The sequence below is a fragment of the Streptomyces sp. ISL-100 genome, assembly GCF_018614615.1.
Lineage (GTDB): Bacteria > Actinomycetota > Actinomycetes > Streptomycetales > Streptomycetaceae > Streptomyces.
The window spans coordinates 19,699-45,308 of record NZ_JAGGOK010000061.1 but is presented as its reverse complement, the minus strand read 5'-3'; the positions used below and the strand labels follow the sequence as shown (position 1 = coordinate 45,308).

Genomic DNA, 25,610 nt, shown 5'->3' with positions numbered 1-25,610 from the left:
TACACATCCATGCCAATGCACACACCCATGCCACGTACACATCCATGCCACGAATGACGAAGGACCGGACGACCACATGACCAAGGACGTCATAGCCCTTACTCAGCGCATGCCCGACCCGTGGACCGTACTCGCGGGCCTGCTCTCCGGAGGTTCCGACAAGCTGGTGGGCACGGAAGGAGAGGGCGCCGTCGTACAGCTCCGCGACGAGGACGGCCGACCCCTCGTCTCCGTCGAGGCACCGCTGCTCGTGCAGGTCGCGGGCGAGGCCGAGCGGCTGCTCGGGGCCACGGCTCCGCCGGTTCCGTTCTGGTGGACGGAAGCCCGTGCCACGACCGGGGTCGAAGAGGCCGAGCGCCTCGCGGGTACTTTCGCGGCCCGGCTGGTCTCCCTGGCCGGTGGCTCCGCCTGGCCACCGGAGGCCGCGCGCTCCCTTGCCGTCGTGAAGAGCGAAGGCGTAAGCGTCGTGCCCGCGCCCGCTGCCGCGCAGCCGGCCGTCGACGTACTCACCGACAAGGTCGTCGTCGTCATCCAGGACCGGCCGGTGGTCGCCATGACGGCCTGGCTCTCCGATGCGTTCCGGGCTGCCGCCGGCGCCGAGCTGGGCCTCCAGATCGTCAGCCCGGCAGGAAGCACGCTCTCCCCCGCCGTACGCGACAGCCTGAGCGGCTGGCCGTCCCGCTGGATCGTGCAGGACGAGCGGGAGGGGTACTACGACGGCCGGACCGGCGCCGTACTGCGCTGGCAGGACGGGATGTTCGCAACGGTCGAGGCGGCCGACGCGACCCCCGACGACCCGCGCACTCCGGTGGCCGCCTCCTACAAGGAGGCCGCGGACACCGGCGACCGCCAGCTGGCCATCTCGTTCCGCACGGTCCACCCTGCGGACGACCGTCTGGTACTGGGCGGCGCCCTGGAATCGGTGTGGCGCGAGCTCACCGGCGAGCCTCCGGCGGGGTGGGGAACGGCGGAGCCCGCCAACGTCCCTTGGTCGGTGCGCCAGTTGACCGACGTAGCCTACGACAGGGCGCCCGAGCCGACGTGGTTCGTCGTGGTCGGCAGCCCGGACCGGCCCGGACTCGCCACCGTCCGTATCAGCCGCACGAAGGCCGGCGTGGAGGAAGACGTCAGGCTGGCATTCGGCTACGGGCCTGACGAGGAACCGCCGTTGGACTCCCTGCCCAGGGCGGCGGAGGCGCTCACCACCCGCCACCACCTCCAGTCGATGCTCGTACAGCTTCGCAAGGCCCGCCGCGACCTGGCAGTGCCGCCGCGCTTCGAGGGACCCGGAGTCCCGCTGGCCTTCGTGCTCGGTGCGGAGGAGGTCCGCGTGATGCCAGGGGACCGCGCCCGCCGCACGCCGCTGTCCGAGCCGCCTGTCCAGCTGGGCCCGAGGACCCGTCCCGCGCTGTACTACCCGCTGCCGGGCAATCCGTCGGACCTGGCGGGGTGGCGGGATTTCGAGCGCCTGATGCGGCATCTGAAGGGCGAGTGAAGCACGCATTCGTAGTTTTTGCGGTCTACAGACGACTTCCCGTCAAGGGAAATAGTGAGGAGTGTCCAAAGTGAGCTACCCAGGACCGCAGGGCCCTTTCGCGGCGTCACAAGCGCCCGCCGGCTACCCGCCGCCGCAGCAGATGGCCGGGGCCCAGTATCCGCCGTTCCCACAGCCAGGCTCCCCGTACGCCCCGCAGCACCCGCCATACGCCGGGTGGTTGCGGCGGGCAGGAGCTTTCCTCCTTGACATTCTGATCAACTTCGGTCCGATGTGGCTGCTGATGGGCATCGCCAACGCGATCGGCGAGGGACGCTCCGGCGACAGTGGCGAGATCCCCGCCGCAATTCTGGGTTGGGGAGGACTCATTGCCATGATCGCCACCCTTGTCGTACAGCTGATGCGCGAGGGCCGGACCGGGCAGACCGTGGGCAAGAGAGCTCTCGGCATCCGCGCCGTCCGCGACCGCGACGGCCTCATGCCCGGCATAGGCCTGGCCCTCGGTCGCCGACTCTGCCAGTTCCTCAACTACGCGGTGTTCGGGCTGGGCTGGTGGTGGGCCATCTGGGACACCAAGAGCCAGACGTTCGCCGACAAGATCACCAGCGTGGTCGTCGTCCGAGCCGACGCCGGACCTGCACGACAGCCTGCCGCCCCCTGGCAGTAGACGCTCCTTGAGCAGGGGCGGGGACTGGCGCGGTGACTTCGGCTCCGTTGCCAGTCCCCGCCGCTCCAAGGCCTGCATGCGGTTGTGTGGTGTGACTTTGTCGTGTGTTGGTCACAGTGGCGCGATTGCTGATTGCATCTGTGACGCCTGAGTTGATAGGTATGACAGTCATCGATCGTTTGTTCCGACGGGGGAGTCAGATGAAGTTCGATATGGGGACGCAAGCCCTGTCGACGCTGCAGTCGCAGTCGCAGGGGTCGAGCAACGAGCTGGGACTGTTGATCCGTCAGCTGATCCAGGCCGCACAGCCGTTGGAGGGGAAGTTCAACGGGTCCGGCAAGGTGGCGTTCGACCTGTTCAAGTCGCGCTCGGACGAGATCACGGCGGCGCTGAACGCTTCACTGGCGGCGATTTTGGGTGGCCAGTCGGGGATGGACACGGCGTTCGGCTCGGGTGACCAGGAGCAGGACGAGAACGCGAAGTCGCAGATGTCGGCGGCGAACTTCGACGCGGCGCGTTTCTCGGGTCGCTGACCTGCCGGTGTGGCGCAAGTGCTCGGACTGGGACCTTACGGGGAGTGATTTTGGTGGCTGCTGGAACTGACCGTCGTTCGTACGACACGGGTGCGTCGACGGAGGCGCAGGGCAATATCCAAGCGGTGATCGGGCGTCTGGAGCAGGTGATCTCGGCGCGTGACGCGCAGGTGAAGGCGGCGATGGCGGACTTCGCGGCCGATGGCGTGGCGGATGAGTACCACGGCAAGGAGCTGCGCTGGGACCGTACGTCGCAGGAGGTCCGCAACATCATCCAGCTGTTGAAGACGACGCTGGAGAAGAACGATGTGACGGCTCAGCAGACGATCGCGCGGGCGAAGGCAGCGGTCGACAACATCGGCTGAACCGCCTCTGGGCTTCCCGGGAGAAACGATCCTCCTGGGGCAGGCCGACGGGGTCGGCGGGGCCGGTGGATCGACTGGTCCCGGCCGGTATGAGGGTTCGTCGCGGGCCGCGGGGGCTCTGGTTGCGGTGGCCGCGGTGGAAAAGACGAGTACGCAGGGGGGCGTTCATGGCGTCGTGGGACATTCAGCCGCAGGGTGTGCAAGGCCAGTTGAAGGTCACTGGCACGCACGCCGGGGACCTGGAGAAGGCCCTGACAAAACTGGTCACGGACATGTCGGAAGCTGCCCAGGCGGCGGGCACGGCCGTGCCCGGCTCGCAGCCCGGGTCCGGGGTGCCGCTGGGGCCGGTGGCACCGAGGCAGCCCTCGCCGTACCAGGCGCCGCAGAAGGCGACAGGACCGGTCGCCGCGGCGCTAAGTGAGTACTTGAACAGACGCCAGAGGGACTTCGGAGCGATGGCCGAGCGCATCCAAGCAGCTGTCCTGGGCGCGGCGAAAGCCACCAATGAGTACATCGAAGGCGACCTGGAGGCGGCCGCGCAGGCCCAGAACGCGGCGCGATCCGTACGTCTGGACCTTCTCAAGGACGCCGGGGGAAGCAAGTGAGCAGCAACGATCCGGTCAATCCCGGTGGGGTGCCGGTCTTCACCGGCGATGTGGCCGTGCTCGACGCGAAAGTGAAGGCGCTGTCCGGCGACGGCACGAAGATCGCGACCGCCGCCGGTGACGTCCACAGTGCGTTCGGCGGGCTGCGCGCGTTCTACAAGGCTCCCGAGGCGGAGCAGTTGTTCGCCACCACTCGGCCGGTCGTACAGACAGCCACCGCGGTGAGCTCCGAAGTGAGCGTCATCGCGGGCGCGCTGGGCACGTACGCGAGTAACATCCGCCCGCTGGTGGCCAGGCTGAACCAGCTCAGGCAGGATGCCGCCGATTTCCGCGCCAAGGTCGACGGCGACGACAAGTGGAACGAAGACGGCGATCTGGTCGACGAGAACCTCAGCCGCCGCAATGAGATCGCCGAGGTGTGGGCCGCCTTCCAGGAGGCGGAGCGCGCCTGTCACGCCAAAATCGTTGCCCTGGTCGGTGGCGATGCGCTGAAGGCGGACGACGGCTCCAACAAGAAGGGCATGTACGGCTACGACGCCGAAGCCCTCAAGCAGGCCGAGAGCCTGCCCTGGGGCGACGCGGTTCAGGAGTCGACGCGCTGGTATCAGGTGTTGGAGCACGCCTGGGACTTCGCCACGGGCTTCGTCGTCGACGGCCTCGGGGGCACCCTCGCGGGCCTGGGCACGCTGGTCGGCGTCGACGGCTGGGACGCCGCCAAGCAGGCGTGGACCGGCCTGGCCAAACTCGTCTACGGAGTGGTGCTGCTCACTACGCCCCTGGCCAGCATCTACCTGGCGATGCCCGACGACAAACTCCACCCCTGGCTGCGGGAGTCGCGTACGGCGATGAAGGAGACAGGCAAGGCGCTGGTGGCCTGGGACCAGTGGGGCGAGAAACCCGGCCGGGCGGCGGGCGCGGCCACCTTCAACGTGGTGACCACGATCTGCACCGGCGGCGCGGGCGGAGCGGTATCGGGCGCGGGCAAGGCGGGCGCGGCCGCCAAGGCGATTTCATTGGCGGGCAAGGCCGGCCGGGCCGTTGACCCGATGACGTACGTCTTCAAGGGTGCCGGCGTCGGCCTGATGAAGATCGGCGATGTGATGGCCGGCCTCAAGGGCATGGGCAACATCGAGATCCCGAAGATCAACGAGGGCGCGTTCAGCCTGCCGGAGGGCTCCCTCATGCTGCCCGACGGAACGATTCAGCTACCCAAGGGCACCGCGACCCCCGACGGAGCGACCAGACTCCCCGACGGCAACACCGAACTCCCCGAGGGAACGGTGACGCTGCCTCCAGGCACGGTCAGGCTGTCGGTCGACGGCACGCCGCAGTACCTGGACCCGGCGGGCAACGTCTACAACGCCGCAGGCGACATCACCCAGCGCGCCGAGGACGCCAAGACCGACGTCGTGGACAGCCCCAGGACGGACACCCCGGCCAAGGTTGAGATCCGCGAACCGGTGGGCGTCGGCGCCCGCGGCGGCGACGACGTCACCCGCGTCGGCAGCGACATCTCCGACCCGGCACGCGCCGCCGACAACCTGCCCGGATCCCGCCCGGACACCACCCCGGGCGGCACGGCCGACAACACGCCCCACAACAGTGCGGACAACACCCCCCGAGGCAGCGGACACGGGGAGCCCCCGTCCCCGGCCAGCCACACGGACCCAATCGGCGGCACCGCCGACAACGGCCTCCACAACAGCCACACCGACCCCACCCCCACGGGCGGTGGCGGCCACATCACGGATACCACCCCGGCGGGGGGAGACCACACTCCGGGTGGTGGTGGTCACGGCAGCTCGGGCCGAGATGGCGGTCAGCCGCCGACGGGTGGCCACGGCGCCGACCCGCTGTCCTCCGAACAGCCCCGGCCCTTCGAGCGCGGAGGCGAGACAGAGCAGCAGATCCGGGAAAATATGCGTCGCTCGAAGGTGAAGCCGGGCGACCTGGACAAGGCGCTCGCCAACCTGGCTGACCACCCCGCAGGCCAGGAAGTGGCCGATTTGATCGCGTCCGGCCAGTTCAAGGGCATGACCAACTTCGACCAGGTGGTCTCCAGCTTCAGCCAGAAGAACGCGATGTCGGGCGGCGTCGAGCAGCTCCGGCTGGCCGACCGGCTACAGAAGAGCGGTGTCACGGACATCAGCTTCGAGATCAAGAAGGACATAGACATCAAGCCCGGGGTGACCACTGGACCGAAGACCGACATGGACGTGATGGCACGCGACGCCGACGGGAACGTCTACGGGTACCAGTTCAAGGAGGTCGCGAACCCTAAGAAGGTCACCAGCAAGATGTGGCAGAACATCGGGCAGCTCGCGGACTCAGGTGCCGACGTCAAGATCTTCGTTGTCGACACCAAGGGAAGCGTGTCGGACTTGCTGACTTCGGGTATCCAGAAGGACCTCGCCAGGATTCACACTGAGCAAGGTGTGATTGTTGTACTCCGCGTCGAGGACGGAACGCTCATGTATCCGCCCGGCGCCAGCTTCATGCCAGGAGGACGGTCTTGATTGCCAGCACACCCGTCGCGCGATGGTCTTGGGGAGAGCCTGGGCATGAGACCGACTTGGTCCGCGAGGCCGTCCGCAGGTTCGCTCTGGCGCTCGGGGTCCTCGACCGGTACCGCCTAGGAACCCCGCACGGCGGCCGCGTGGTCGTAGTGATCCCCGAGCCGGGCCGCCGGAACTTCCTCCTCCGGGCAGACTTCCCCGTCGGTGCGCTGGCTCTGGAGGCCGCGGAGGGATCGGGAGCCGCCGAAGCCCTGGTGGCACGGATCAAGGGAAGTCTTGCCGCCGGCGAGATCGGCGGTGTGGAACTGTTCGCGTCGTGCGACGGCATCGTGGAGACCGAGACTCAGACCGGCGCGGAGTCGGTGGAAGGGATTTTCGCGCTCACCGTCGAGGTGTCCGAGAGCTTCTTCCAGGTGGGGCTTACGACGTTCTCCGATGCTTGGATGCCGTTCGACCTGCGGGGACGTGGGCAGGAGGCTGTGTTCGCCGCGAACCGGCCCCGCCTGTCTTCGGCTCTGGCCGAGCTTTCCGAGTCGCTTGATGTGGACATCGACCCCGAGGACGCGACCTGGTTCGGCATTCCGACGGAATCGGGGGCCGAGAACCACTACGAGGACGATGACGGCACTCCGTCCGACGTGTGGGGACGCTTTGAGATCCCTTACCGAAACGGAATCTTCAGCCAGACCCCGAAGTTCACGGACGGGTACGGGCGGCAAACGTCTGGCCCTGTGCGGTACGTGCCTGTGCGAGGTGAACGGGAGGTCTTGGGGTACCTGTGGGCCTCGGACACCGACGGCGCGGCGAGCTTTGAGGCACGCGACGCGGCGGATCTTGACGCCTACCAGGCGGGCCTGGTCTGGCTGGGCCGGTTGCAGGAGGCGTACGGCCGAGGTCTGCTCCCCACCGCCGCGCTGGCGGAGCTGATGGAGCATGCAGGTGACCGCGTGTCCGGCCATGCAGGTTCAGCTGAGCCGATCGAGGTGGACGAGTTCTGGAAGCTCCGGGAACTGGCCCAGTCGTGACCGGGGGAGCCGAAGACCTCGGGGAAGGACGCTAGTGGCGCTCTCTGCCCTCCGGCATGCATTTCGCACGCACCACCCCCGCTCGCGAGCCAGTGCTCGACCCAAAAGCGTCGGGTGCCGCATCGCGGACGAGATGCGAAGCCGTCGGTGACGGGGCGGCGGCTCCATGCCAAGCCGGAAAACTGGATCACCGGGTTCCGGCTGATCACGGGGTGCCGCGAGCACGGCCGGAGGAGGGTTCGTTCGCCTGCTGCTCCCCGAGTCATCCGCCACACCGGACGGAATCATTTTCGTACCGCGCGGCGGTTAGTTCAGGCCGGGAGGTAAATGCCGTGATCGCCAGTACACCTGTTGCCGGGTGGACCTGGGAAGGCGACAGCGAAACGGCTGATGCCCTCCTCAGCGGCCTACGTGACGTCCTGGCCGCCCACTCCATCCTGGCCACCCACCGGCTCGCGATCGGTGGCCCGAAGGTACATCTGACCGTCCGGGAGTCGGGAAATCCGAACAGCCTTTTGTTCGAGGGTGACCTCACGGTGTCTACGGGGCGGGACTCGGCCGAATCTGCCGAACTGCTTGCCCGCGACGTTGGGGCAGCCCCTGGTGACATCGGATCCGTGGATGCGTATGTCTACTGCTCAGGCATGCGTGCCGGTGGAGCCGCTGAGGTTCTGGAAGAGGGGATGTTCCGCTTGGGAGCCTCCGCGTTCGACGACTTCGTCGCCATCGAACTGGTGACGTTTTCGGATGGGTGGATGCGCTACGACCTCAAGGGCAACGCTCAGCCGACCGTGTACGAAGCGAACGCGCCGCGGCTGTCCGCAGCCCTTCAGGGCCTCGCGGAGGCACTCGGTTCAGAGACGGACCCGGAAGATCCGACGTACTTCGGCAAGCCGACCGAGTCTGGCGTCGAGAATTTCTTCGAGAGCGACGGCCGCGCCTCCGATGTATGGTCCAGCTTCGAAATCCCCTACCGAAACCGCATTTTCTATCATGCGCCCGCCTTCGAGCCCGGATACAAGCGCTCCGCGAACGGCGAAGTGCAGTACGTTCCTGTGTCGAGCGCGCATGGGGTGCTCGGCTACCTATGGGCCTCCGACGCCGAGGAGGCCGCGAGCTTCGAACCCCGGGATGACGCCCTCGAGGAGGGTTACAAAACCGGACTCCTCTGGCTGGACCGCCTGCACTCTGCATACTCACGTGGCCTGTCCCCGTCCAGGGCCCTCACTGAATTGGCCGGTTCCACGGGGGCCGACAGGCCCGGCAGCATGGACCTGGCCTCTCTTCGTGAACTTGCGAGCGAAGACTGATCACTTCTGAGCCGGTAGGCGAATGGTTCTGGGACCTCACCGTGCGCGACACCAAGACGGACAGCGCGGTGAGGCCACTGGCCCTTCTGCGAAATGTGCGCGGCACCTTGAGTCGGTTCGTTCTTGTGGCCGGCGAAGGCAAAGGTTCAATCGCACTCACAACCGCGATGCCGTTGAAGAGCCGCTGCTTGAACGGCGAGATGTGGCAATGGAGGAGGGAGAGAGCGTCGGTTCTGCTCTCGATGCCGCGCCTGCGGAGGTGGCTGACCTGAGACCTGACAGTCCCCTGATGACTTCTGTAATGCGAATCGACGTCGATGGTCCGGACATCGACATGGACAATGCTCAGCGAGTGCTCTATCGCGGAGAGCCCTTCACCGGGGAAGTAGCCGAACCCTCAAGAGCATCACTGAGTAGCCCTCCGAGGAGGCTCACCGTAAGCGCGCCGACTCCACGCCAGGAGGGCGGCCTTGATGATCAGCACACCCGTCGCGCTGGTCTTCGGGGGCCCAGGCATGAGACCAACCTGGTCCGCGAGGCCGCCCGCAAACTCTCTCTGGCCCTCGTGTCCTCGACCTGTACCGCTTCGGAACTCCCGCACGGCCGACGCGTAGCCGCAACCTAACTGGCCAGCCTGGATGCGTTCCAATCTCTCAGGCATCGACGAGGTGACAGCAACCCTCTTCCAGGAGCTGCGATCGAAGGGAATGGAGTTGAAGTGACCAACCGGGCGTCATCCCCCATGCTGAATCGTCTTCGCACGGTGGAATGGATGGGTGACTGGGACTACGCGTTCGGGCATGTCATGTCACGCCGAATTCTTATGCGTGAATATATGCGGCGGGCGGCCGTGTGGGTCCAGGCTTACTCAGTCGAGAGCGAGTGGCCTTTCTTTGATGTCACCCAGTATGTGGACCCGGAATTTCAGCTTCCCCCAGAATTCTCCGCAGAGGTTGAGGAATACCTGAGCCATGTGCCCAGCGGGGCCGTCAGGCGTACCTGCGCGGGTGCGGTGCGCATGGAGGAACTCCGGGCGCAGAATCCGGCCGCGGTTCCCGACCTCCCTGATCTCTACGAGCCGCTGGTCCTCTTCTACGAGCGGGGTGGGGAGTTCTTCCGTGACAACGCCGGTTTCCTCGATCTGACAGGCGCTCTGTTCCGGCCCGGAACCCTGCGAGGCCACCTCGGCACCCCGCCCCTCATCACGCTCAGCGACACCGTCCTCGATGCCGTCGACGGCGAGGGGCGCATCTCGTACTACACCGCGTCCGATGGTCAGGGACCGCTCCTGAGGCGCCGCGAACTGCGAGACGAGCAGTGTGACGAGTTGTTCAGCCGGGACCTGCGCTGGGAGCCGACGGATCGGATCCCCGGCTCCGAAGAAGAGGCGAAGGACGCAGGCTTGGTCGAGCTCGACGAGATTGCGGCCGCCAAGCTCATCGGGGTGATCGTGGCCAACGCCTCCCGATAGTGGGGCGAGATGCCGACTGAGGTCGAGTCCGGCGCGGGCGGCTCTGGCGAGGCTGTCGAGCATGCCCGACAGCCTTTTCGCCATACTGGAGCCGAGCTCAAGTAATCAAAATCTTCTAAAGGGAGAGTGCGTTGGTCGCGACCGTCTTCCGCCACCCGTTTCCCACGGGAAATGCAGCGGCGGGCTTGGCAGTACTCCACGAAAGCGCGGAGCGGCTGATCGAGGGACTTGACGCCGACTCCACCGATCTGGGTGATGCCCTGACGCTGACGCTGACGCTCGCGAAGTCGCACTGCCTGCTGGACACCGAGGCGGCTCTACTTCCCACGTGGCAGGCCTGGATCAACGCCATGCAGGTCGGCTCCGCAGTGTTCGCCACCGCGAACACCGCAGGGGAGTATGTGCATTGCCGTATCGCGGAGAAGGACCGAACGCTTCGGACCATCGGCCCGCAGCCTTACACGGATGCGGGCGCATGGCTCACGGCCTTCTACCTCGCGGTGGTCTGCCGGGAGAAGGACCGGCTGACGGCCTTGTGCCAGGTGCCGGTGTCCCTGCTCCGGGAATCCGGTTCGCGCTATGACGAGTTCGAGTACGCCTGGGTGGAGACGCTCCAGACCTACTGGCTCGGCGGTGCGGACCTGGCCGCCAAGCTGGTGGCCGCCGTCGACAGCACCGACCCCGAGGTCGCCACCATCGGCGATCCGGAGGGGGTAGCGAAGATTCTTTACCCTCCGATCGAGCTGTTCCACCGCTTGGTCCGTCAGGACCAAGCGGGCTTCAACAGGGCCTTGGTCGAAGCCCTGCAGTGGCACAAGGAGTACTGGAGCACCGTGGACCGGGCCCTCCAGTCCACGGGCCTTGTCGCCCTCGCACCCCTCGCCATCGCATGCCTTGCGTACGACGCAGGCTTCCCCATCGAGACGGAGTCCGAGTACCTCCCCATCGCTCTCCTGGAGCGTTCCTGGGCGGGCGAGTTCCCGACGTAGACCAGTAGCGGGAGGACGGTGTGACGGTGATGGTGGAGCGGCACGTCCTTCCTCGCCCTCGAACGTCGGCGTGGCACTGAACGAGGCACTCCTGCAGGTGCCGGTGAACCAGGCCGTCAACCTGACCGGCAATCGCTTCGCCACGTGGATGCCACCGACTCGACTCCGCCATGCAGGTGGGGACCGCGTCTTTGCCGCCGCCTCCGTCACCGAAGGCTCGATTGAGACACGAATCGCGCACGAGATGCGCCCATCACTGCTGGGGCCCCGTAACTTCGCGCCGCCCGGGCGAAGGTGGATGCGGCCGGGATAACGACTGGCTGGTGGCGGTCGGCTCCACCAACGTCCGGGACCAGCGGCGCGCGGCCGGGTCAGAGCAGGTGGTCGGCCTTGCCGGCCTTGATGTCCCGGATCAGATTCCGCAGGGCGTCCTGGCTGTCGGTGAGGTAACGGTCCTCCTCGCCGAGGACGGCGATGTAGGCGTTGCCTTCGCTGTCGGTTCCTATGCGGAAGCAGTTGTTGCCTTCCGCGCAGAACGCATCTTCCCAGTGGATCTCTGTCATGTCGGCCTTCCTCATAGTTCGCGAGCGATGCTGTGGATGAAATCACGGGACCGCTGCGGGGCGAGCGTATGCGTGTTCATCCAATCCAAGTGGCCTCGATATTTGCCTAGTTGCGCCTCGGCGTGTGTGAACTCGGGGCCGTGTGCTGAGTCGAGTTGCACGGTGTCCAGCTGTAGGACGGGGCCTTCGGCGTAGAGGATGGCGTGCCCCGCGCCGGGGAACTCGCCGGCTTCGACCGGGAGGACTCGCAGCTCGATGTTGTCGCGGTCTGACATCACGCACAGGTGATCAAGCTGCTCTCGCGTGGCGCGTCGGCCGCCGAACTGCATTCGGAGCGCGGCCTCGTGGATGTACGCAACGTAGTCGACGGGATTGTCGCGCTCCAGCACCTGTTGACGCTGCATGCGGTGAGCCACTCGGAGCTCGACCTCCGACTTCGGCAGTGGAGGGATCGCCGAGCTAAAGACTGCGCGGGCGTAACCGCTCAGGTGCAGCAGGCCCGGGAGGTGAACGGTCTGGAGGGTACGCAGACGAGTTGCGTGCCACTCCAACTCGGCTACGTCCAAAAGGCCTTGGGGGAGTGTTCCCCGGTACTGCTCCCACCAGCCGCGCTGACGATTGGCCGCCATGTCGGCCAGGGCCGCGATGTAGTCCTCATCCGAGCATTCGTAGTTGCTGGCCAGTATGCGTACGCGTTCGGGTGATGCGGCCCGGATGCCGGACTCCATGTTGGAGACCTTCGTACGGTCGAGCCCGAGCAGCCCGGCGGCGTACTCGGTAGTGAGCTCTGCGGCTGTACGCATCTTGCGCAGCTCGGCGCCCAGTCGCTTCTGGCGCTCGGTGGGTGTTGCTCTGGTGGGCATGCGCTTCTTCCTCCCGCCTGGTGCGGGTCAGTCTGCCTCCTGGACGAGCTGCCGGTCCATCCAATCGGGGGCAATAATCGTGACTAGGTGGCACACGAGCCACCTTAGCCTCTACTTTGGGTAATGCCCCGCTCACGGAGATGAGTTGGAAGTGCATCGCGCGGTCCTGCCCGCACTCTCCTTCCCTGGGAGAGGCGGTACCGCGCCAGGGAGACAGGCCACTGCTCATCCGAGATCGGAGCCGAACGACTCAACTCGCTACCCGGACAAGGGAGTCCGTAATGCCGTCGAGCCTCCGCACCGCGCTCTGTCCCGTCGCTCCATCCACCGCTGCCGCGCTTCACCGTGAGCCGCGCCCGCCCCGGCCCTCGACCCTCGCGTACAGCCTGACCATCCCGGGCGAACCTCACTGCGCGGCCATCGCCCGTACCGCCGTACGGTCCGCCCTCCACGCGCACGACCTGGACCCGTACACCGACATTGCCACGCTCGCGGCCAGTGAACTGATCGGTACGGCAACGAGGCTGTCGCCGGGGGAGGATCTCTATCTTTCCCTCCGGTACCGCGATGCCGCGCTGCGGATCGTCCTGTGGGACCAGCACCCCCGGCACAAGGACCCAGCCGCGATCACTCTCTGCGAGGAGCGCCGCACGCGTTCACTGTGGCTGCTCGCAGCGCTCGTCGAGGACTGCGGCGGCGTGTGGGGCTCAGCCGAGGCACATCCGCCGCACCGGGGCACCAAGTCCTGGGTGATCCTCCCGCGCAAGGGAATCGGCGCCCCTGTATCGCGTTGGTGAACCCGCCCTCCCGCGCCGCAGGCGCCCCTGCGGCGCGGCATGTCTACGGGACAACCCTGGAAGGCAGTGTTCGGCGTGGCGGGCGGGCGCGTTCAGTAGCGCTCCGCCAGGTGCTCGCGGCCGGTCGGGGGTTCGTACGGTTCGGGCCAGAAGTCGGTGATCGTCGTGATGCGGCCGTCCGCGTCGCCGGTGAAGTAGGTGATCGCGTACATCTCCTCCAGGCCGACGGCGACATGCACCCACGTGACCACCTGGGCGCTCTCGGGGTCGGCGACGACGCGGTTGATCCGCAGGAGGCGCCAGTCGGCCGGGTAGTCCCGGTTGAAGGTGAGGAAGTTCTCCCTGCCGCGGATGCGCTCGCGGGTCTGGGGGAGGTCGTAGAGGACGTCGATGCTGAGTGTGTCCGCGAATGCGGCCCAGTCGCGCGCCTGCGCGGCGGACCAGTACGTCTCAACTGTCTTGCGCAGCTCGGTCATACGGCGAGTTTCCACCCCGGCACTGACAATCCCGGGAGCTCTGTCAGTGGGGCGGCGCAGAATGGGGGGATGACTGAGAACGACACCAAGTCCGCCGCACAGGACATGCCCATGCCCATGCCCGACTGGGAGAAGCGATTCCGGGCGCCGCGCGTCTCGCTGCCCGACTGGGCCGAGGACGCGCCGGACCGCGCGTTGTTCGTCTCCAATGCGACCGGGACGTACGAGCTGTACGCCTGGGATCGCGCGAGCGGAGCCCAGCGGCAGGCCACCGACCGGCCGAACGGGACCACCGACGGGGTGCTGACGCCCGACGGGGAGTCGATCTGGTGGTTCAGCGATACGGACGGGGACGAGTTCGGCTTCTGGATGCGGCAGCCGTTCGGAGGTGGAGCGGACGAGCCTGCGGCTCCGGGGCTTGAGGCGTCGTACCCCGCCGGGCTCGCGCTCGGGCGGGACGGGACGGCGGTCGTGGGGCGCTCGACCGACGAGGACGGGTCCACGGTGCATGTCGTACGGCCGGGCTCCGAGCCCGTCGAGATCTACCGGCACCGGGAGTCGGCGGGTGTGGGGGATCTGTCGTACGACGGGACGCTGATCGCGATCGAGCACACCGAGCACGGCGACGCGATGCACTCCGCGCTGCGGGTGCTGCGGCTGGACGGCAGTGCGGTGGGCGAGCTGGACGACACCGACGGCGGGGAGGTCGAGCTGGGGCTGGAGGTGCTCGGTTTCGCGCCGGTCCACGGGGACGCCCGGCTGCTCGTGCGGCACCAGCGGCGCGGGCGCTGGGAGCCGATGGTGTGGGACGTGGTGTCGGGCGCGGAAACGGAGCTCGGGATCGAGCTGCCGGGCGACGTATCGGCCGAGTGGTACCGGGACGGGTCCGCGCTGCTCGTCGTGCACAGCTTCGAGGCGCGCAGCGAGCTGTGGCGGTACGACTTCGCCACGCGGCAGCTGGTGGAGGTTCAGACGCCGGCCGGGTCGGTGTCGGGTGCGACGGCCCGGCCTGATGGGGCTGTGGAGTTTCTGTGGTCCTCGGCGGCTGAGCCGCCGGTGGTGCGGTCGACTTCGGGGCGTGTTGTGCTCGATCCGCCGGGGATGAAGGCGCCGGGGTCCGTGCCGGTGGAGGACGCGTGGGTTGAGGGGCCCGGTGGGCGGATCCACGCGCTCGTGCAGAGGCCTGCGCGGGGTGAGGGGCCGTTCCCCACGGTCTTCGAGATTCACGGCGGGCCGACCTGGCACGACAGCGACGCGTTCGCTGCCGGGCCGGCGGCGTGGGTGGATCACGGTTATGCCGTTGTACGGGTCAACTACCGGGGGTCCACGGGGTACGGGCGTGAGTGGACGGACGCGCTCAAGCACCGCATCGGGCTGATCGAGCTGGAGGACATCGCGGCGGTCCGTGAGTGGGCGGTCTCGTCCGGACTCGCGGATCCGGCGAAGCTGGTGCTGGCCGGTGGTTCGTGGGGCGGGTACCTGACGCTGCTCGGGCTCGGTAGGCAGCCGGAGGCGTGGGCGGTGGGGCTGGCGGCGGTGCCGGTCGCCGACTACGTGACGGCGTACCACGACGAGATGGAGGCGCTGAAGGCGATGGACCGCACGTTGCTCGGCGGCACGCCGGAGGAGGTGCCGGAGCGCTTCGAGGCGTCCTCGCCGCTGACGTACGTCGACGCGGTGCGGGCCCCGGTCTACATCTCGGCGGGGGTCAACGACCCGCGTTGCCCGATCCGCCAGGTCGAGAACTATGTGGACCGGCTGGCGGCCAGAGGGGCGGCGTACGAGGTGTACCGGTACGACGCGGGGCACGGGTCGCTGGTGGTGGAGGAGCGGATCAAGCAGGTCCGGCTGGAGATCGACTTCGCGGCGCGGTATGTGGGCCGGCTCGGCGTGGAGTGAAGGTTGACCGGGTCCGGTCAGGCCCGGTCAGGCTCGGTCAGCGGGAAGTGGCGGACCCGGACTGTGACCGGGGTCGGGTGGGCCCGTACCTTGGTGGGGTGTACCGGTTCCTGCTGACGCCCCGCTGGTGGGGGATCCACCTCTTCGTCGTGCTGGCCATTCCCTTCTGCGTCTTCATGGGGTCCTGGCAGCTCGGGCGGTTCGAAGACCGTGTCGAGACCCACCAGGCCGCCGAGGAGAAGCCCGACCCGGCCAAGCAGGCCGCCGTACCGCTCGACGAGCTCCTTCCCGTCGACACAGAGACCTCCGGGCGGCCCGCCACCGCGACCGGACGGTACGCCGAGCAGTTCGTCGTGCCCGAGCGGGAGATCGACGGCAAGCGCGGCTCGTACGTGCTGACCCTGCTGCGTACGGACGGCGGCAAGGCACTGCCCGTCGTCCGCGGCTGGCTGCCCGCCGGGGCCAAGGTCCCCGCCGCGCCCTCCGGCGAAGTCACCGTCACCGGGGCGCTCCAGGCGTCCGAGAACGCGGGCACCGACGGTGTGCATGCGGGCGGCGGGCTGCCGCAGGGGCAGCTGGGGATGATCAGCGCCGCCTCGCTCGTCAATCTCGTTCCGTACGACGTGTACGACGCCTGGGTCACCCTCGGCGAGAGCGATTCGGGCATGGTGCCTGTTCCCGCTGTCGCGCCGCAGGGCAGCGGCCTCGACCTCAAGGCCTTCCAGAACCTCGGCTACACCGGCGAGTGGTTCGTCTTCGCCGGCTTCGTGCTCTTCATGTGGTTCCGGCTCCTGCGCCGCGAGGCGGAGGCCGCCCGGGATCTCGCTCTCGGGATTCTGCCCGAGGAAGAGGGAGAAGTAGGCGACGGAGTTGTGGGTGTCGGCGCCGGGTCTGGTGGCGCTCGCGGCTGACGATTGTGGCAACGGGGCGGGCGCCGTCTCCGGCTGCGCCCGCCCCGCTTCCTTGCCCCTCCGTCGCTACAGCTACGCCAGCACGCCCGTGCGGTAGATCGTCCCCGCGCACGCGTTGGGAACCACCGTCGCCGCGGACAGCGCGCCCGCCTCCGGTGTGAGGCTCACCGAGACGCTGCCGTCCGCCGTACCGCCGTCCTCCGTGCCGAGCTGCGGCTCGGTCTCGGGCTGTGGTTCCCGCTCGCCGTCGCCGCCGCCGGCGCCACTGTCGGCGCCGCCCGCAGCGGTTCCCGTGCCGCCGTCCGTCGTACTACCCGTGGTGCCTTCCGTGGGCGTGGGGTCGGGGGACGGGCCGCCGGTCGTGGGGCAGGTCTCCGTAGGCACCCAGGCGAACTCCACCTGATACGCCATGTCCGGCTCCAGCAGCAGACCGGTCGTCTCCATGGACGGGTCCGGCAGACCGGCCGCCGCGTCACCCGAAGTGTGATCGACGACGTTGATGCGGGCGGGGTCGGCCGCGCCCATCGCCTGGAGAGTCACCGTGCCGGCGCCGGCGACCACGCACGCCATTTCGGAGACGTTGGAGACCCGGAACGTCCCGTACACCTTGCCCTCGGCGTCGGGCCCTTGCGTACCCGCCGAGACGGCCGAGAGCTGGCTCGCGGCGCACATGGGAGCGGACGCGGGCACGCTGTCCGATGTGTCGGAGTCGCCGCCGCCGGTACCACCGTTCGTACCGGTGCCCGAAGGACCCTTTCCTGGGCCCTTCTTCTCGTCCTTCGGCTTTTTCTTGTCGCTCTTGGAGGTCGATTTGCCGGAGGGCTTGTCCGCGTCCTTCTTGCCGTCCTTGACGCCCTTCTCCCAGCCGGTGCCACCGTGCGCCTCCTGCCCGTGGCCCGCCATCGAAGGGCGGTCTTCGGCCGCGTCGCCGGAGTTCGCCACGTGGACGAAGGCGGGGACGGCCGTACTCACGAAGAGCGCGGCGGCTGCCATACCGACGATGGTGTGGCGCCGCCTCGCGCGCCGGGCGGGGACCGCCTTGCGCAGGTGGTCCAGGGCGTCCTGCGAGGGCTCCAGTTCCTCTACGGCGCCGCGCAGCATCCGGCGCAGGGCCAGCTCGTCGGAGCCGAACCCGTCGTCGTCGATGCCCAAGTCGATGATCGGCTCGGCGGCCGGCTCGATTCGCGATTCGGTGCCCGCCTCGGCGGTCGGCTCGATGCCCGCCTCGGTGGTCGGCTCCGTGCCCGGGGCGTCGCCCTTGCCAAGCTCGTCGCGCTCGTCGTTCGGCCCGTCGTTCACAATCGCTTTTCCAGTCAGGTCGTTCAACGGCCCGTCCGGCCCGTGCCGCTCTTGCTTGCTGCTCATGCCGATGCCTCCATGGCGACGCGAAGCGCCGCGATACCGCGTGAGCCGTACGCCTTCACCGAGCCGAGGGATATGCCCAGTGTCTCGGCGCACTGCGCCTCCGTCATGTCCGCGAAGTACCGCAGGACCAGCACCTCACGCTGACGCCGCTGGAGCCCGCGCATCGCCTTGATCAGCGCGTCGCGCTCCAGCTGGTCGTACGCCCCCTCCTCCGCACTCGCCATGTCCGGCATGGGCTTCGAAAGCAGCTTCAGCCCGAGAATGCGGCGCCGGAGCGCCGAGCGGGAGAGGTTGACGACGGTCTGGCGCAGGTAGGCCAGGGTCTTCTGCGGGTCGCGCACGCGGTTGCGGGCGGAGTGCACGCGTATGAACGCCTCCTGGACGACGTCCTCGCAGGAGGCCGTGTCGTCGAGGAGCAGGGCCGCGAGCCCGAGCAGTGAGCGGTAATGGGCTCTGTAGGTCTCGGTCAGGTGATCGACTGTGGTGCCCGCGGTCATGGCGTCTTCAGTGCCCTCGCGCGGGGACGGTATGCGGGCAGTACGAGCCGTCGGCATGGGGGCGATCACCGGCATGCCGCCGGGCGTGCGGGGCCGGCGCAGCGGGCGCACTGCCGCGCCACGAGCCGGGACCGCTGTGATGTCGAGAACCTCTGTTGCCACGCCTGTTGGACACGCTTCCCCCCGACAGGGTTGTACGCGCGAGGCACCGCGTTTGACGGTGTCGCAAACGCCCGCATGCGTACCTGCCCTCCTGAATGGCCCATTTGCCGTGGCACTTTGCCGGGGCGACCGCAAAGACGCTCCCCTCCCAACTGCCGGTTGCAGTAAGGCGGGGAGCGAATAATCGAACAGCCTAACGCCCCAGTTCAAGTAGTCCAGTCTTCCACTTGCTCACAGGGCGTTCACAGATTCTATGCGGGGTTCCGCTTTACACCGCCCCGATTTCGGCGGCCACCAGCTCGGCGATCTGCGCGGTGTTCAGCGCGGCGCCCTTGCGGAGGTTGTCGCCGCAGACGAAGAGTTCGAGCGCCGTCGGGTCGTCCAGCGACCGCCGCACGCGCCCGACCCACGTCGGGTCCGTACCCACCACATCGGCCGGCGTCGGGAACTCCCCCGCCGCCGGGTTGTCGAACAGCACCACACCCGGCGCGGTCGCCAGGATCTCGTGCGCCCGCTCGACCGACACCTCGTCCTCGAACCGCGCGTGCACGGCCAGCGAGTGGGTCGTGAGCACTGGCACCCGTACGCAGGTGACCGAGACCGGCAGACCGGGCCGGTCGAGGATCTTGCGCGACTCGGCGCGGACCTTCATCTCCTCCGACGACCAGCCGTCGTCCACGAGCGACCCGGCCCACGGCACCACGTTCAGTGCGATCGGCGCCGCGAAAGGCCCGGTGTCGTCGCCCACCGCCCGTCGTACGTCGCCCGGGTTCGTACCCAGCTCCGTACCGGCCACGAGCGAGAGCTGCGTGCGCAGCGTGTCGACGCCGGACCGGCCCTCACCGCTGACCGCCTGGTAGGAGGAGACGACGAGCCCGGCGAGACCGAACTCGGCGTGCAGCGCGCCCACCGCCACGATCATCGAGAGCGTCGTGCAGTTGGGGCTCGCGACGATGCCGCGCGGGCGGACCCGTACGGCATGCGGATTGACCTCGGGGACGACCAGCGGAACGTCCGGGTCCATCCGGAAGGCCGCGGAGTTGTCCACCACCACCGCGCCCTTGGCGGCGGCGATCGGCGCCCAGCGCGCGGCCACGTCGTCGGGTACGTCGAACATGGCGACGTCGACGCCCTCCAGGACCTCCTCCGACAGCGCCAGAACCTCGGTCTCCGCCCCGCGCACGACCAGCTTGCGGCCGGCCGAACGCGGGGAGGCGACGAGTCGGATCTCGCCCCAGACGTCGGCGTGCTGCGACAGGATCTGGAGCATGACGGCGCCGACGGCCCCGGTCGCTCCGACGACCGCGAGCGTCGGCTTGCCCGTCACTGGCGGGTCACCTTCCGGTGCCGCCGTAGACGACTGCCTCGTCGGAGTCGCTGTCCAGGCCGAAGGCCGAGTGGACGGCGCGCACGGCCTCGTTGACATCGTCGGCGCGGGTCACGACCGAGATGCGGATCTCGGATGTCGAGATCAGCTCGATGTTCACGCCCGCGTCGGCCAGCGCCTCGAAGAAGCCCGCCGTAACGCCCGGGTTCGTCTTCATACCGGCGCCGACCAGGGAGATCTTGCCGATCTGGTCGTCGTAACGGAGCGAGTCGAAACCGATGGCGCTCTTCGTCTTCTCCAGGGCGTCGATGGCCTTGCGGCCCTCGGTCTTGGGAAGGGTGAAGGAGATGTCGGTCAGACCGGTCGACGCGGCCGAGACGTTCTGCACGACCATGTCGATGTTGATCTCGGCGTCCGCGATGGACCGGAAGATCGCCGCGGCCTCGCCCGGCTTGTCCGGCACACCGACGACGGTGACCTTGGCTTCGGAGACGTCGTGGGCGACTCCGGAGATGATGGCGTGCTCCACCTGCTGGTCCCCTTGCGGCTCGTTGCTGACCCAGGTGCCGCGCAGTCCGGAGAAGGACGAGCGGACGTGGATCGGGATGTTGTATCGGCGTGCGTACTCCACGCAGCGGTGCAGCAGCACCTTGGAGCCGGAGGCGGCGAGCTCCAGCATGTCCTCGAAGGAGATCCAGTCGATCTTCTGGGCCTTCTTCACGACCCGGGGGTCGGCGGTGAAGACACCGTCCACATCGGTGTAGATCTCACAGACCTCGGCGTCCAGCGCCGCTGCGAGGGCGACCGCGGTCGTGTCCGACCCGCCCCGGCCGAGGGTGGTGATGTCCTTCTTGTCCTGGGACACACCCTGGAACCCGGCGACGATGGCGATGTTGCCCTCGTCGAGGGCGGTGCGGATCCGGCCCGGCGTGACATCGATGATGCGCGCTTTGTTGTGGACCGAGTCGGTGATGACACCTGCCTGGCTGCCCGTGAACGACTGGGCCTCGTGGCCCAGGTTTTTGATCGCCATGGCCAGCAGGGCCATGGAAATCCGCTCACCCGCTGTCAGCAGCATGTCGAATTCACGTCCGGCAGGGATCGGGGATACCTGCTCGGCGAGATCGATCAACTCGTCCGTCGTGTCGCCCATCGCCGAAACCACGACAACGACCTGGTGGCCGTTCTTCTTGGCGTCGACGATTCGCTTGGCGACCCGCTTGATGCCTTCGGCATCGGCAACGGAGGAGCCTCCGTACTTCTGCACGACAAGGCCCACGTGCGCTCCTCGTTAGTCATTACTGCGGTCGGCTCAGTTTACCGAGCGGGCCGGGACCGCCCACGCTATATCGCATGGTGAGATGTCCCGCTCACGATCCGATCATGGGACGGCCCTGCCCGCTCGGTGAGGATGCCTGCCCCGGACGACTCACGGTACGCGGAACGTGGCCCTCCTCACACGGTCACAAGCGCCCTCAGGTCGCTGTGCGCAGGCCCAGCGGGCCCGCGAGCTCCTCGGCCATGACCTTGCCGGCTTCCTTCTCCAGGTCCTCCTCGCCCAGGTCCTCGTCCGTGTCCAGGCCGTCCAGCTCCTGCAACGGCTGGTCGAGGCGGACGTGCGCCACCAGGGACTGGAGGGCGCGCAGGCAGGCGGAGGCGGTGGAGCCCCAGTTGGAGAAGTACGAGAACTGCCACCACCACAGCGCTTCGGTGGTGCGGCCCGCCCGGTAATGGGCCAGCCCGTGGCGCAGATCCGTGATCACATCCGCCAGGTCGTCCGAGATGCGGCAGGCTACGGGCGCCTTGCGCGGCTCGTACGGGTCGAAGACCTCGGAGTACACGTCGATCGGGTCGAGCATGATGGCGAAACGTTGCCGCAGGTCGTCCGGGTCCGGCTCCGGGCCAAGGTCCGGCTCGTACCGCTCGTCGGGAACGATGTCCTCGTGCGCGCCGAGCCGGCCTCCCGCCAGCAGGAGCTGGGACACCTCAAGGAGCAGGAACGGGATGGCACTGTCCGGCTCGTCGCCCTTCGCCACTTCCGTGACCGCGACGATGAAGCTCTCGATCTGGTCGGCGATCTGGACGGCGAAATCGTCCGGGTCCTGCGCGACCGCGTGCAGCAGCTTTGCGCTGGCGTCAGGCTTTACGTCAGACATCGAGCAATCGTCTCCCCTCGAAGGCACGGCCCAGCGTGACCTCGTCGGCGTACTCAAGATCTCCCCCGACGGGGAGTCCACTGGCCAGGCGTGTCACCCGCAGACCCATCGGCTTGATCATCCGGGCGAGGTAGGTGGCGGTGGCCTCGCCCTCCAGGTTCGGATCTGTGGCCAGGATCAGCTCGGTGACGGCACCGTCCGCGAGCCGCGCCAGCAGCTCGCGGATCCGCAGGTCGTCGGGGCCGACGCCCTCGATGGGACTGATGGCCCCGCCGAGGACGTGATAGCGGCCGCGGAACTCGCGCGTCCGCTCGACCGCGACGACATCCTTGGGCTCTTCGACGACGCAGATGACCGCCGGGTCGCGGCGCGGGTCACGGCAGATCCCGCACTGCTCCTCCTGCGCGACGTTGCCGCACACCGCACAGAAACGGACCTTGTCCTTGACCTCGAGGAGGGCATGGGCGAGGCGGCGTACATCGGTCGGCTCGGCCTGGAGGATGTGGAAAGCGATCCGCTGCGCGCTCTTGGGACCGACGCCGGGCAGCCTGCCCAATTCGTCGATGAGGTCCTGGACCACGCCTTCGTACAACGGATTGCCTTCCTTGCCCTGCTGGTCTTGCCTGGTACGTACGGTAGTTGCTGCGGGGCCGCCTTAGAAGGGCAGTCCCGGCATGCCGCCCAGCCCCTGGGCGAGCGGGCCGAGCTTCTCCTGCTGGAGCTGCTGCGCGTTCTCGTTCGCGGCCTGGACCGCGGCGACGACCAGATCCGCGAGGGTCTCGGTGTCGTCCGGGTCGACCGCCTTGGGGTCGATCACCAGGCCACGGAGGTCTCCGGAGCCGTTGACGGTCGCCTTGACCAGGCCACCGCCGGCCTGGCCGTCGACCTCGGTACGCGCGAGCTCCTCCTGTGCCTTGGCGAGGTCCTGTTGCATCTTCTGGGCCTGCTGAAGCAGCTGCTGCATGTTGGGCTGCCCACCACCGGGAATCACGGTCACTCCTGGCACTTCGACGACGATTGTTTCGGTAAGGCGAGCCTACGTGTTCGCCGGGCACCGTGCCCCATGCCGTACGAAGCGACTCTTTCGAGTGAGAGTTGCGGGCTCCTATACCTGACCACGCCGTGGTTCCAGCCGGAAATACCGGTATATCGGCTGCACGGCCCACCATTCGGCGGTAGGAAGGGCATGCGTATGCGCGCGTCGCGACCTGCGCAACGTCACACCACTTCACGCGATGTCACGGACAGAGCGCAAGCGCAGAGGAGTGCCCGGTGAGCCAGCCGGAGATGCAGCCCGAGGGGCCCGCCCGGAAGGAGGGCGGGGGTGACACTGAGCAGTCTCACGACGAGGACGATCTGACCGGCAGGCCGTTCCCGCTCGGCGACTGGGGCGAGCCGGCGGAGCGTCTCGACGAGCTCTACCGGTGGGTGGAGGCGGGCGCCCTGCACACGGCCGACTGGTACCTCGCCGACCGGGCCCGCAAGCGCCGCGCGGCACGCGCGCTGCGCACCGGGACGGCCGCCGGCGTGATCGTCGGGGCCGCGCTGCCGCTCGTCGACCTGGCGGGGGCGGTGGACGGCGCCGCGGGCTGGGGCTACCTGCCGCTGCTGCTGGCAGCGGCGTGCGCGGCCGGCGACCGGTACTTCGGGCTGACGTCGGGGTGGATGAGGGACGTGGCTACGGCGCAGGCGGTGCAGCGGCGGTTGCAGGCGCTGCAGTTCGACTGGGCCTCGGAGAGCGTACGGGAGATGCTGGGGCCCGCCGAGGGGACGGCGAGCGAGGCGGCCGAGCGCTGCCTGAGCGTGCTGCGGCGGTTCTCGGAGGACATCTCGGAGCTGGTGCGCTCGGAGACGGCGGACTGGATGGTGGAGTTCCGGGCGGGGCCCGCGCCGATGGTGATGCAGTCGGGGGGTGGGCCGGGCGCGGCCCGGCCGGACTTTGGTGCGTCGCCCGGGCGGTACATCCTGCCTCCCGGCACCCGCCCGAACATGCCGCGCCAGCGGCCCCCGGAGTCGCCTCGCTGAGGTGTCCCCCGGGGCCCTCGTTCACCGGCGCCTGCGGCGGGCTTTCCCCGACCCGCCCCTTCCCGAACTGGGGCGCTGCCCCAGACCCCGCTCCTCAAGCGCCGGAGGGGCTGGATGGTGTGGGTGGCTAGCTGAAGATGATCATGGAGCCTTGGCCGAGGCTCCTGGTCGCCGCCGCGTGCAGGCCCAGCCAGACGTGGCGTTCGCGGGCGAAGGGGCTCTCGTCGTACGGAAGAGCGTCGGCCGGCTCCTCCAGGGTGGTCGGGCGCTCGGGCGGCCGGGGCGCCGACGGCGGGTTCGCCGGGTCGATGCCGATCGAAGGGGCGACGAATTCCAGCTCCCGCAGGAGGCCCTGCGTGGAGCCCAGCGGCCCGCCGCCCGCCAGGAGTTCCTCGTTGGACAGGGGCGCCGCGTAGTCGACGGGGACGTACGCGCCCGCGTGGTCGTAGTGCCAGACCAGGTGCGACTGCTGAGCCGTCGGCTCGAACATCTCCAGAAGCTGCTCGTAGTCGCCGCCCAGGGCGTCCACCGGCGTAACCTCCAGCCCGCACAGCTGGAGCAGGTACGCGCGCCGCAGGAAGTGCAGGGCGTCGTAGTCGAAGCCGGCCACCGGGGCGACGTCGCCCGAGAGGCCCGGCATGTAGGCGAATACGGGAACGGTCGGCAGGCCCGCGTCGGTCAGGGCCTTGTCGTACGACGCGATCTCTTCGGCGAAGGGGTTGTCGGGGCTGTGGCACAGCACATCGACGAGGGGGACCAGCCACAGGTCACAGGCCACGTACGGCTCGCTCTCCACTGGATTCGTGCGACAGTCCAGGCAGCGTAGTGCTACCAAGTCGCTGCGCACAGTCCTCGTCGCACGTCGGCAGGCTCGCCGCTAACCGCAGTCGCCGCCCTCAAGACGCTCGGCCCACGCCAGCATCAGCGCGTGATACGCCCCGATGACCGCCCGCAGCGCCTCGGCGTCCCCCCGCGTCACCGCGTCCACGACCTCCGCGTGGTCCTTCCACACCAGGTCCCCGGCGTCCGGATCGCCGCGCAGGTACGGGACCGAGAAGACCCAGCAGCGCAGCCTCAGCTGATGCAGGAAGCCCGAGATGTGCGGGTTCTCGATGAGGGCGCCGAGCTCGCGCCAGAAGCGCAGGTCGTACGCGATGAAGATGTCCAGGTCGCCCGCGCGGGCCGCCCGCGCCGCCTCGTCCGCCCTGCGCCTGATGGCCATGAGTACGTCGCCACGCGTGCCGCTCCCGCCGCCTTCGGCGACCTTGCTGAGGATGCCGCCGGCGATCAGGGAACGCGCTTCGACCATGCCGCGGAAGTCCGCCACGGAGATCTCGCAGACGCGGAAGCCGCGGTGCTGGTCGGAGTCGAGCAGGCTCTGCGCCGCCAGGTCGACGAGCGCCTCCCTGACGGGCGTGGCGGACACCCCGTACTGGTCGGCTATCTGCTTGACGGTGAATTCCTGCCCCGGCCGCAAACGCCCCGCGAGCACCTCGTCACGCAGCGCGTCCGCTATCTGCTGCCGCAGGGTATTGCGGGTGACAGGTCCGCTCGCGGGCATGAAATCTTTCCCCTTCGTATGGTTCCGGACAC

General features: G+C 68.4%; 26 protein-coding genes. 14 read left to right on the top strand and 12 right to left on the bottom strand.

The window, feature by feature from the left end:
- Window positions 1–76: 76 nt before the first annotated feature.
- The 10 genes from J7E89_RS26690 (at window position 77) to J7E89_RS26645 (ending at window position 10,976) form a co-directional block, all read left to right on the top strand.
- On the top strand, window positions 77–1,495 hold the full coding sequence (locus J7E89_RS26690) for a DUF6177 family protein (RefSeq protein ID WP_214976985.1): 1,419 nt from the start codon (window positions 77–79) through the stop codon (window positions 1,493–1,495).
- 70 nt (window positions 1,496–1,565) lie between these two features.
- Window positions 1,566–2,162, top strand: coding sequence for an RDD family protein (locus J7E89_RS26685; RefSeq protein ID WP_214976984.1), 597 nt, complete (start codon window positions 1,566–1,568; stop codon window positions 2,160–2,162).
- Window positions 2,163–2,362: 200 nt separating this feature from the next.
- Window positions 2,363–2,695: a hypothetical protein gene (locus tag J7E89_RS26680; protein ID WP_214976997.1), complete on the top strand. Its 333-nt coding sequence runs from the start codon at window positions 2,363–2,365 to the stop codon at window positions 2,693–2,695.
- 53 nt (window positions 2,696–2,748) lie between these two features.
- On the top strand, window positions 2,749–3,060 hold the full coding sequence (locus J7E89_RS26675; protein ID WP_214976983.1) for a pore-forming ESAT-6 family protein: 312 nt from the start codon (window positions 2,749–2,751) through the stop codon (window positions 3,058–3,060).
- A 167-nt stretch (window positions 3,061–3,227) separates the two neighbouring features.
- Entirely contained in the window at window positions 3,228–3,665 is a 438-nt protein-coding gene (locus J7E89_RS26670) for a DUF6507 family protein (protein WP_214976982.1), read from the top strand.
- Window positions 3,662–6,181 (top strand): hypothetical protein, encoded by a 2,520-nt coding sequence (locus J7E89_RS26665; protein ID WP_251061122.1) that lies wholly within the window; start codon window positions 3,662–3,664, stop codon window positions 6,179–6,181. Before J7E89_RS26670 ends, J7E89_RS26665 begins: the two co-directional genes overlap by 4 nt.
- 56 nt (window positions 6,182–6,237) lie before the next feature.
- Window positions 6,238–7,206, top strand: coding sequence for a hypothetical protein (locus J7E89_RS26660; protein WP_251061121.1), 969 nt, complete (start codon window positions 6,238–6,240; stop codon window positions 7,204–7,206).
- Between the two features lie 332 nt (window positions 7,207–7,538).
- The gene (locus tag J7E89_RS41115; protein ID WP_251061120.1) at window positions 7,539–8,516 is read left to right on the top strand and encodes a hypothetical protein; all 978 of its coding nucleotides are present in this window, start codon (window positions 7,539–7,541) and stop codon (window positions 8,514–8,516) included.
- A 1,018-nt stretch (window positions 8,517–9,534) separates the two neighbouring features.
- Complete coding sequence (locus J7E89_RS26650; RefSeq protein ID WP_214976980.1) at window positions 9,535–9,987, top strand: hypothetical protein; 453 nt, start codon at window positions 9,535–9,537, stop codon at window positions 9,985–9,987.
- Between the two features lie 185 nt (window positions 9,988–10,172).
- Window positions 10,173–10,976, top strand: a complete 804-nt coding sequence (locus J7E89_RS26645) for an immunity 49 family protein (protein ID WP_251061119.1) — start codon at window positions 10,173–10,175, stop codon at window positions 10,974–10,976.
- 371 nt (window positions 10,977–11,347) lie between these two features.
- On the opposite strand, the gene J7E89_RS26640 is transcribed toward J7E89_RS26645, so the two are convergent.
- Complete coding sequence (locus J7E89_RS26640; RefSeq protein WP_214976978.1) at window positions 11,348–11,539, bottom strand: hypothetical protein; 192 nt, start codon at window positions 11,537–11,539, stop codon at window positions 11,348–11,350.
- A gap of 11 nt (window positions 11,540–11,550) precedes the next feature.
- The gene (locus tag J7E89_RS26635) at window positions 11,551–12,402 is read right to left on the bottom strand and encodes a helix-turn-helix transcriptional regulator (protein ID WP_214976977.1); all 852 of its coding nucleotides are present in this window, start codon (window positions 12,400–12,402) and stop codon (window positions 11,551–11,553) included.
- Between the two features lie 281 nt (window positions 12,403–12,683).
- Between J7E89_RS26635 and J7E89_RS26630 the strand changes: the two genes are divergently transcribed.
- Window positions 12,684–13,199, top strand: a complete 516-nt coding sequence (locus J7E89_RS26630; RefSeq protein WP_214976976.1) for an ATP-binding protein — start codon at window positions 12,684–12,686, stop codon at window positions 13,197–13,199.
- Between the two features lie 92 nt (window positions 13,200–13,291).
- Here the strand turns inward: J7E89_RS26630 and J7E89_RS26625 are convergent, their stop codons facing one another.
- The gene (locus J7E89_RS26625) at window positions 13,292–13,675 is read right to left on the bottom strand and encodes a nuclear transport factor 2 family protein (RefSeq protein ID WP_214976975.1); all 384 of its coding nucleotides are present in this window, start codon (window positions 13,673–13,675) and stop codon (window positions 13,292–13,294) included.
- 69 nt (window positions 13,676–13,744) lie between these two features.
- Here J7E89_RS26625 and J7E89_RS26620 point away from each other — a divergent pair, with 69 nt between their 5' ends.
- Both J7E89_RS26620 and J7E89_RS26615 read left to right on the top strand, forming a co-directional pair.
- Window positions 13,745–15,574, top strand: coding sequence for a prolyl oligopeptidase family serine peptidase (locus J7E89_RS26620; protein WP_251061118.1), 1,830 nt, complete (start codon window positions 13,745–13,747; stop codon window positions 15,572–15,574).
- 98 nt (window positions 15,575–15,672) lie between these two features.
- Entirely contained in the window at window positions 15,673–16,485 is an 813-nt protein-coding gene (locus tag J7E89_RS26615; protein ID WP_214976974.1) for an SURF1 family protein, read from the top strand.
- Window positions 16,486–16,557: 72 nt separating this feature from the next.
- On the opposite strand, the gene J7E89_RS26610 is transcribed toward J7E89_RS26615, so the two are convergent.
- From J7E89_RS26610 to J7E89_RS26580, 7 genes are all read right to left on the bottom strand, one after another.
- Window positions 16,558–17,850 (bottom strand): hypothetical protein, encoded by a 1,293-nt coding sequence (locus J7E89_RS26610; protein WP_251061117.1) that lies wholly within the window; start codon window positions 17,848–17,850, stop codon window positions 16,558–16,560.
- The gene (locus J7E89_RS26605; protein ID WP_069933897.1) at window positions 17,847–18,422 is read right to left on the bottom strand and encodes a SigE family RNA polymerase sigma factor; all 576 of its coding nucleotides are present in this window, start codon (window positions 18,420–18,422) and stop codon (window positions 17,847–17,849) included. The genes J7E89_RS26610 and J7E89_RS26605 overlap by 4 nt, the downstream gene beginning before the upstream one ends.
- A 355-nt stretch (window positions 18,423–18,777) precedes the next feature.
- Window positions 18,778–19,836 (bottom strand): aspartate-semialdehyde dehydrogenase, encoded by a 1,059-nt coding sequence (locus J7E89_RS26600; protein ID WP_308315612.1) that lies wholly within the window; start codon window positions 19,834–19,836, stop codon window positions 18,778–18,780.
- Window positions 19,837–19,843: 7 nt separating this feature from the next.
- On the bottom strand, window positions 19,844–21,115 hold the full coding sequence (locus tag J7E89_RS26595; RefSeq protein WP_214976971.1) for an aspartate kinase: 1,272 nt from the start codon (window positions 21,113–21,115) through the stop codon (window positions 19,844–19,846).
- A gap of 196 nt (window positions 21,116–21,311) precedes the next feature.
- Entirely contained in the window at window positions 21,312–21,992 is a 681-nt protein-coding gene (locus J7E89_RS26590; RefSeq protein ID WP_214976970.1) for a DUF5063 domain-containing protein, read from the bottom strand.
- Window positions 21,985–22,584 (bottom strand): recombination mediator RecR, encoded by a 600-nt coding sequence (gene recR, locus J7E89_RS26585; RefSeq protein ID WP_028810454.1) that lies wholly within the window; start codon window positions 22,582–22,584, stop codon window positions 21,985–21,987. Before recR ends, J7E89_RS26590 begins: the two co-directional genes overlap by 8 nt.
- Before the next feature lie 63 nt (window positions 22,585–22,647).
- Window positions 22,648–22,983 (bottom strand): YbaB/EbfC family nucleoid-associated protein, encoded by a 336-nt coding sequence (locus J7E89_RS26580; RefSeq protein ID WP_214976992.1) that lies wholly within the window; start codon window positions 22,981–22,983, stop codon window positions 22,648–22,650.
- Between the two features lie 281 nt (window positions 22,984–23,264).
- On the opposite strand from J7E89_RS26580, the gene J7E89_RS26575 reads away from it, so the two are divergent.
- Window positions 23,265–24,017, top strand: coding sequence for an SLATT domain-containing protein (locus tag J7E89_RS26575; protein ID WP_214976969.1), 753 nt, complete (start codon window positions 23,265–23,267; stop codon window positions 24,015–24,017).
- 127 nt (window positions 24,018–24,144) lie between these two features.
- Here J7E89_RS26575 and J7E89_RS26570 read toward each other — a convergent pair whose 3' ends face one another.
- Together J7E89_RS26570 and J7E89_RS26565 are read right to left on the bottom strand one after the other, a co-directional pair.
- The gene (locus J7E89_RS26570; protein WP_214976991.1) at window positions 24,145–24,795 is read right to left on the bottom strand and encodes a hypothetical protein; all 651 of its coding nucleotides are present in this window, start codon (window positions 24,793–24,795) and stop codon (window positions 24,145–24,147) included.
- Window positions 24,796–24,894: 99 nt separating this feature from the next.
- Window positions 24,895–25,578 carry a GntR family transcriptional regulator gene (locus J7E89_RS26565; RefSeq protein ID WP_214976968.1) on the bottom strand — a complete coding sequence of 228 codons (684 nt, stop codon included), beginning with the start codon at window positions 25,576–25,578 and terminating at the stop codon, window positions 24,895–24,897.
- Window positions 25,579–25,610: the final 32 nt, after the last annotated feature.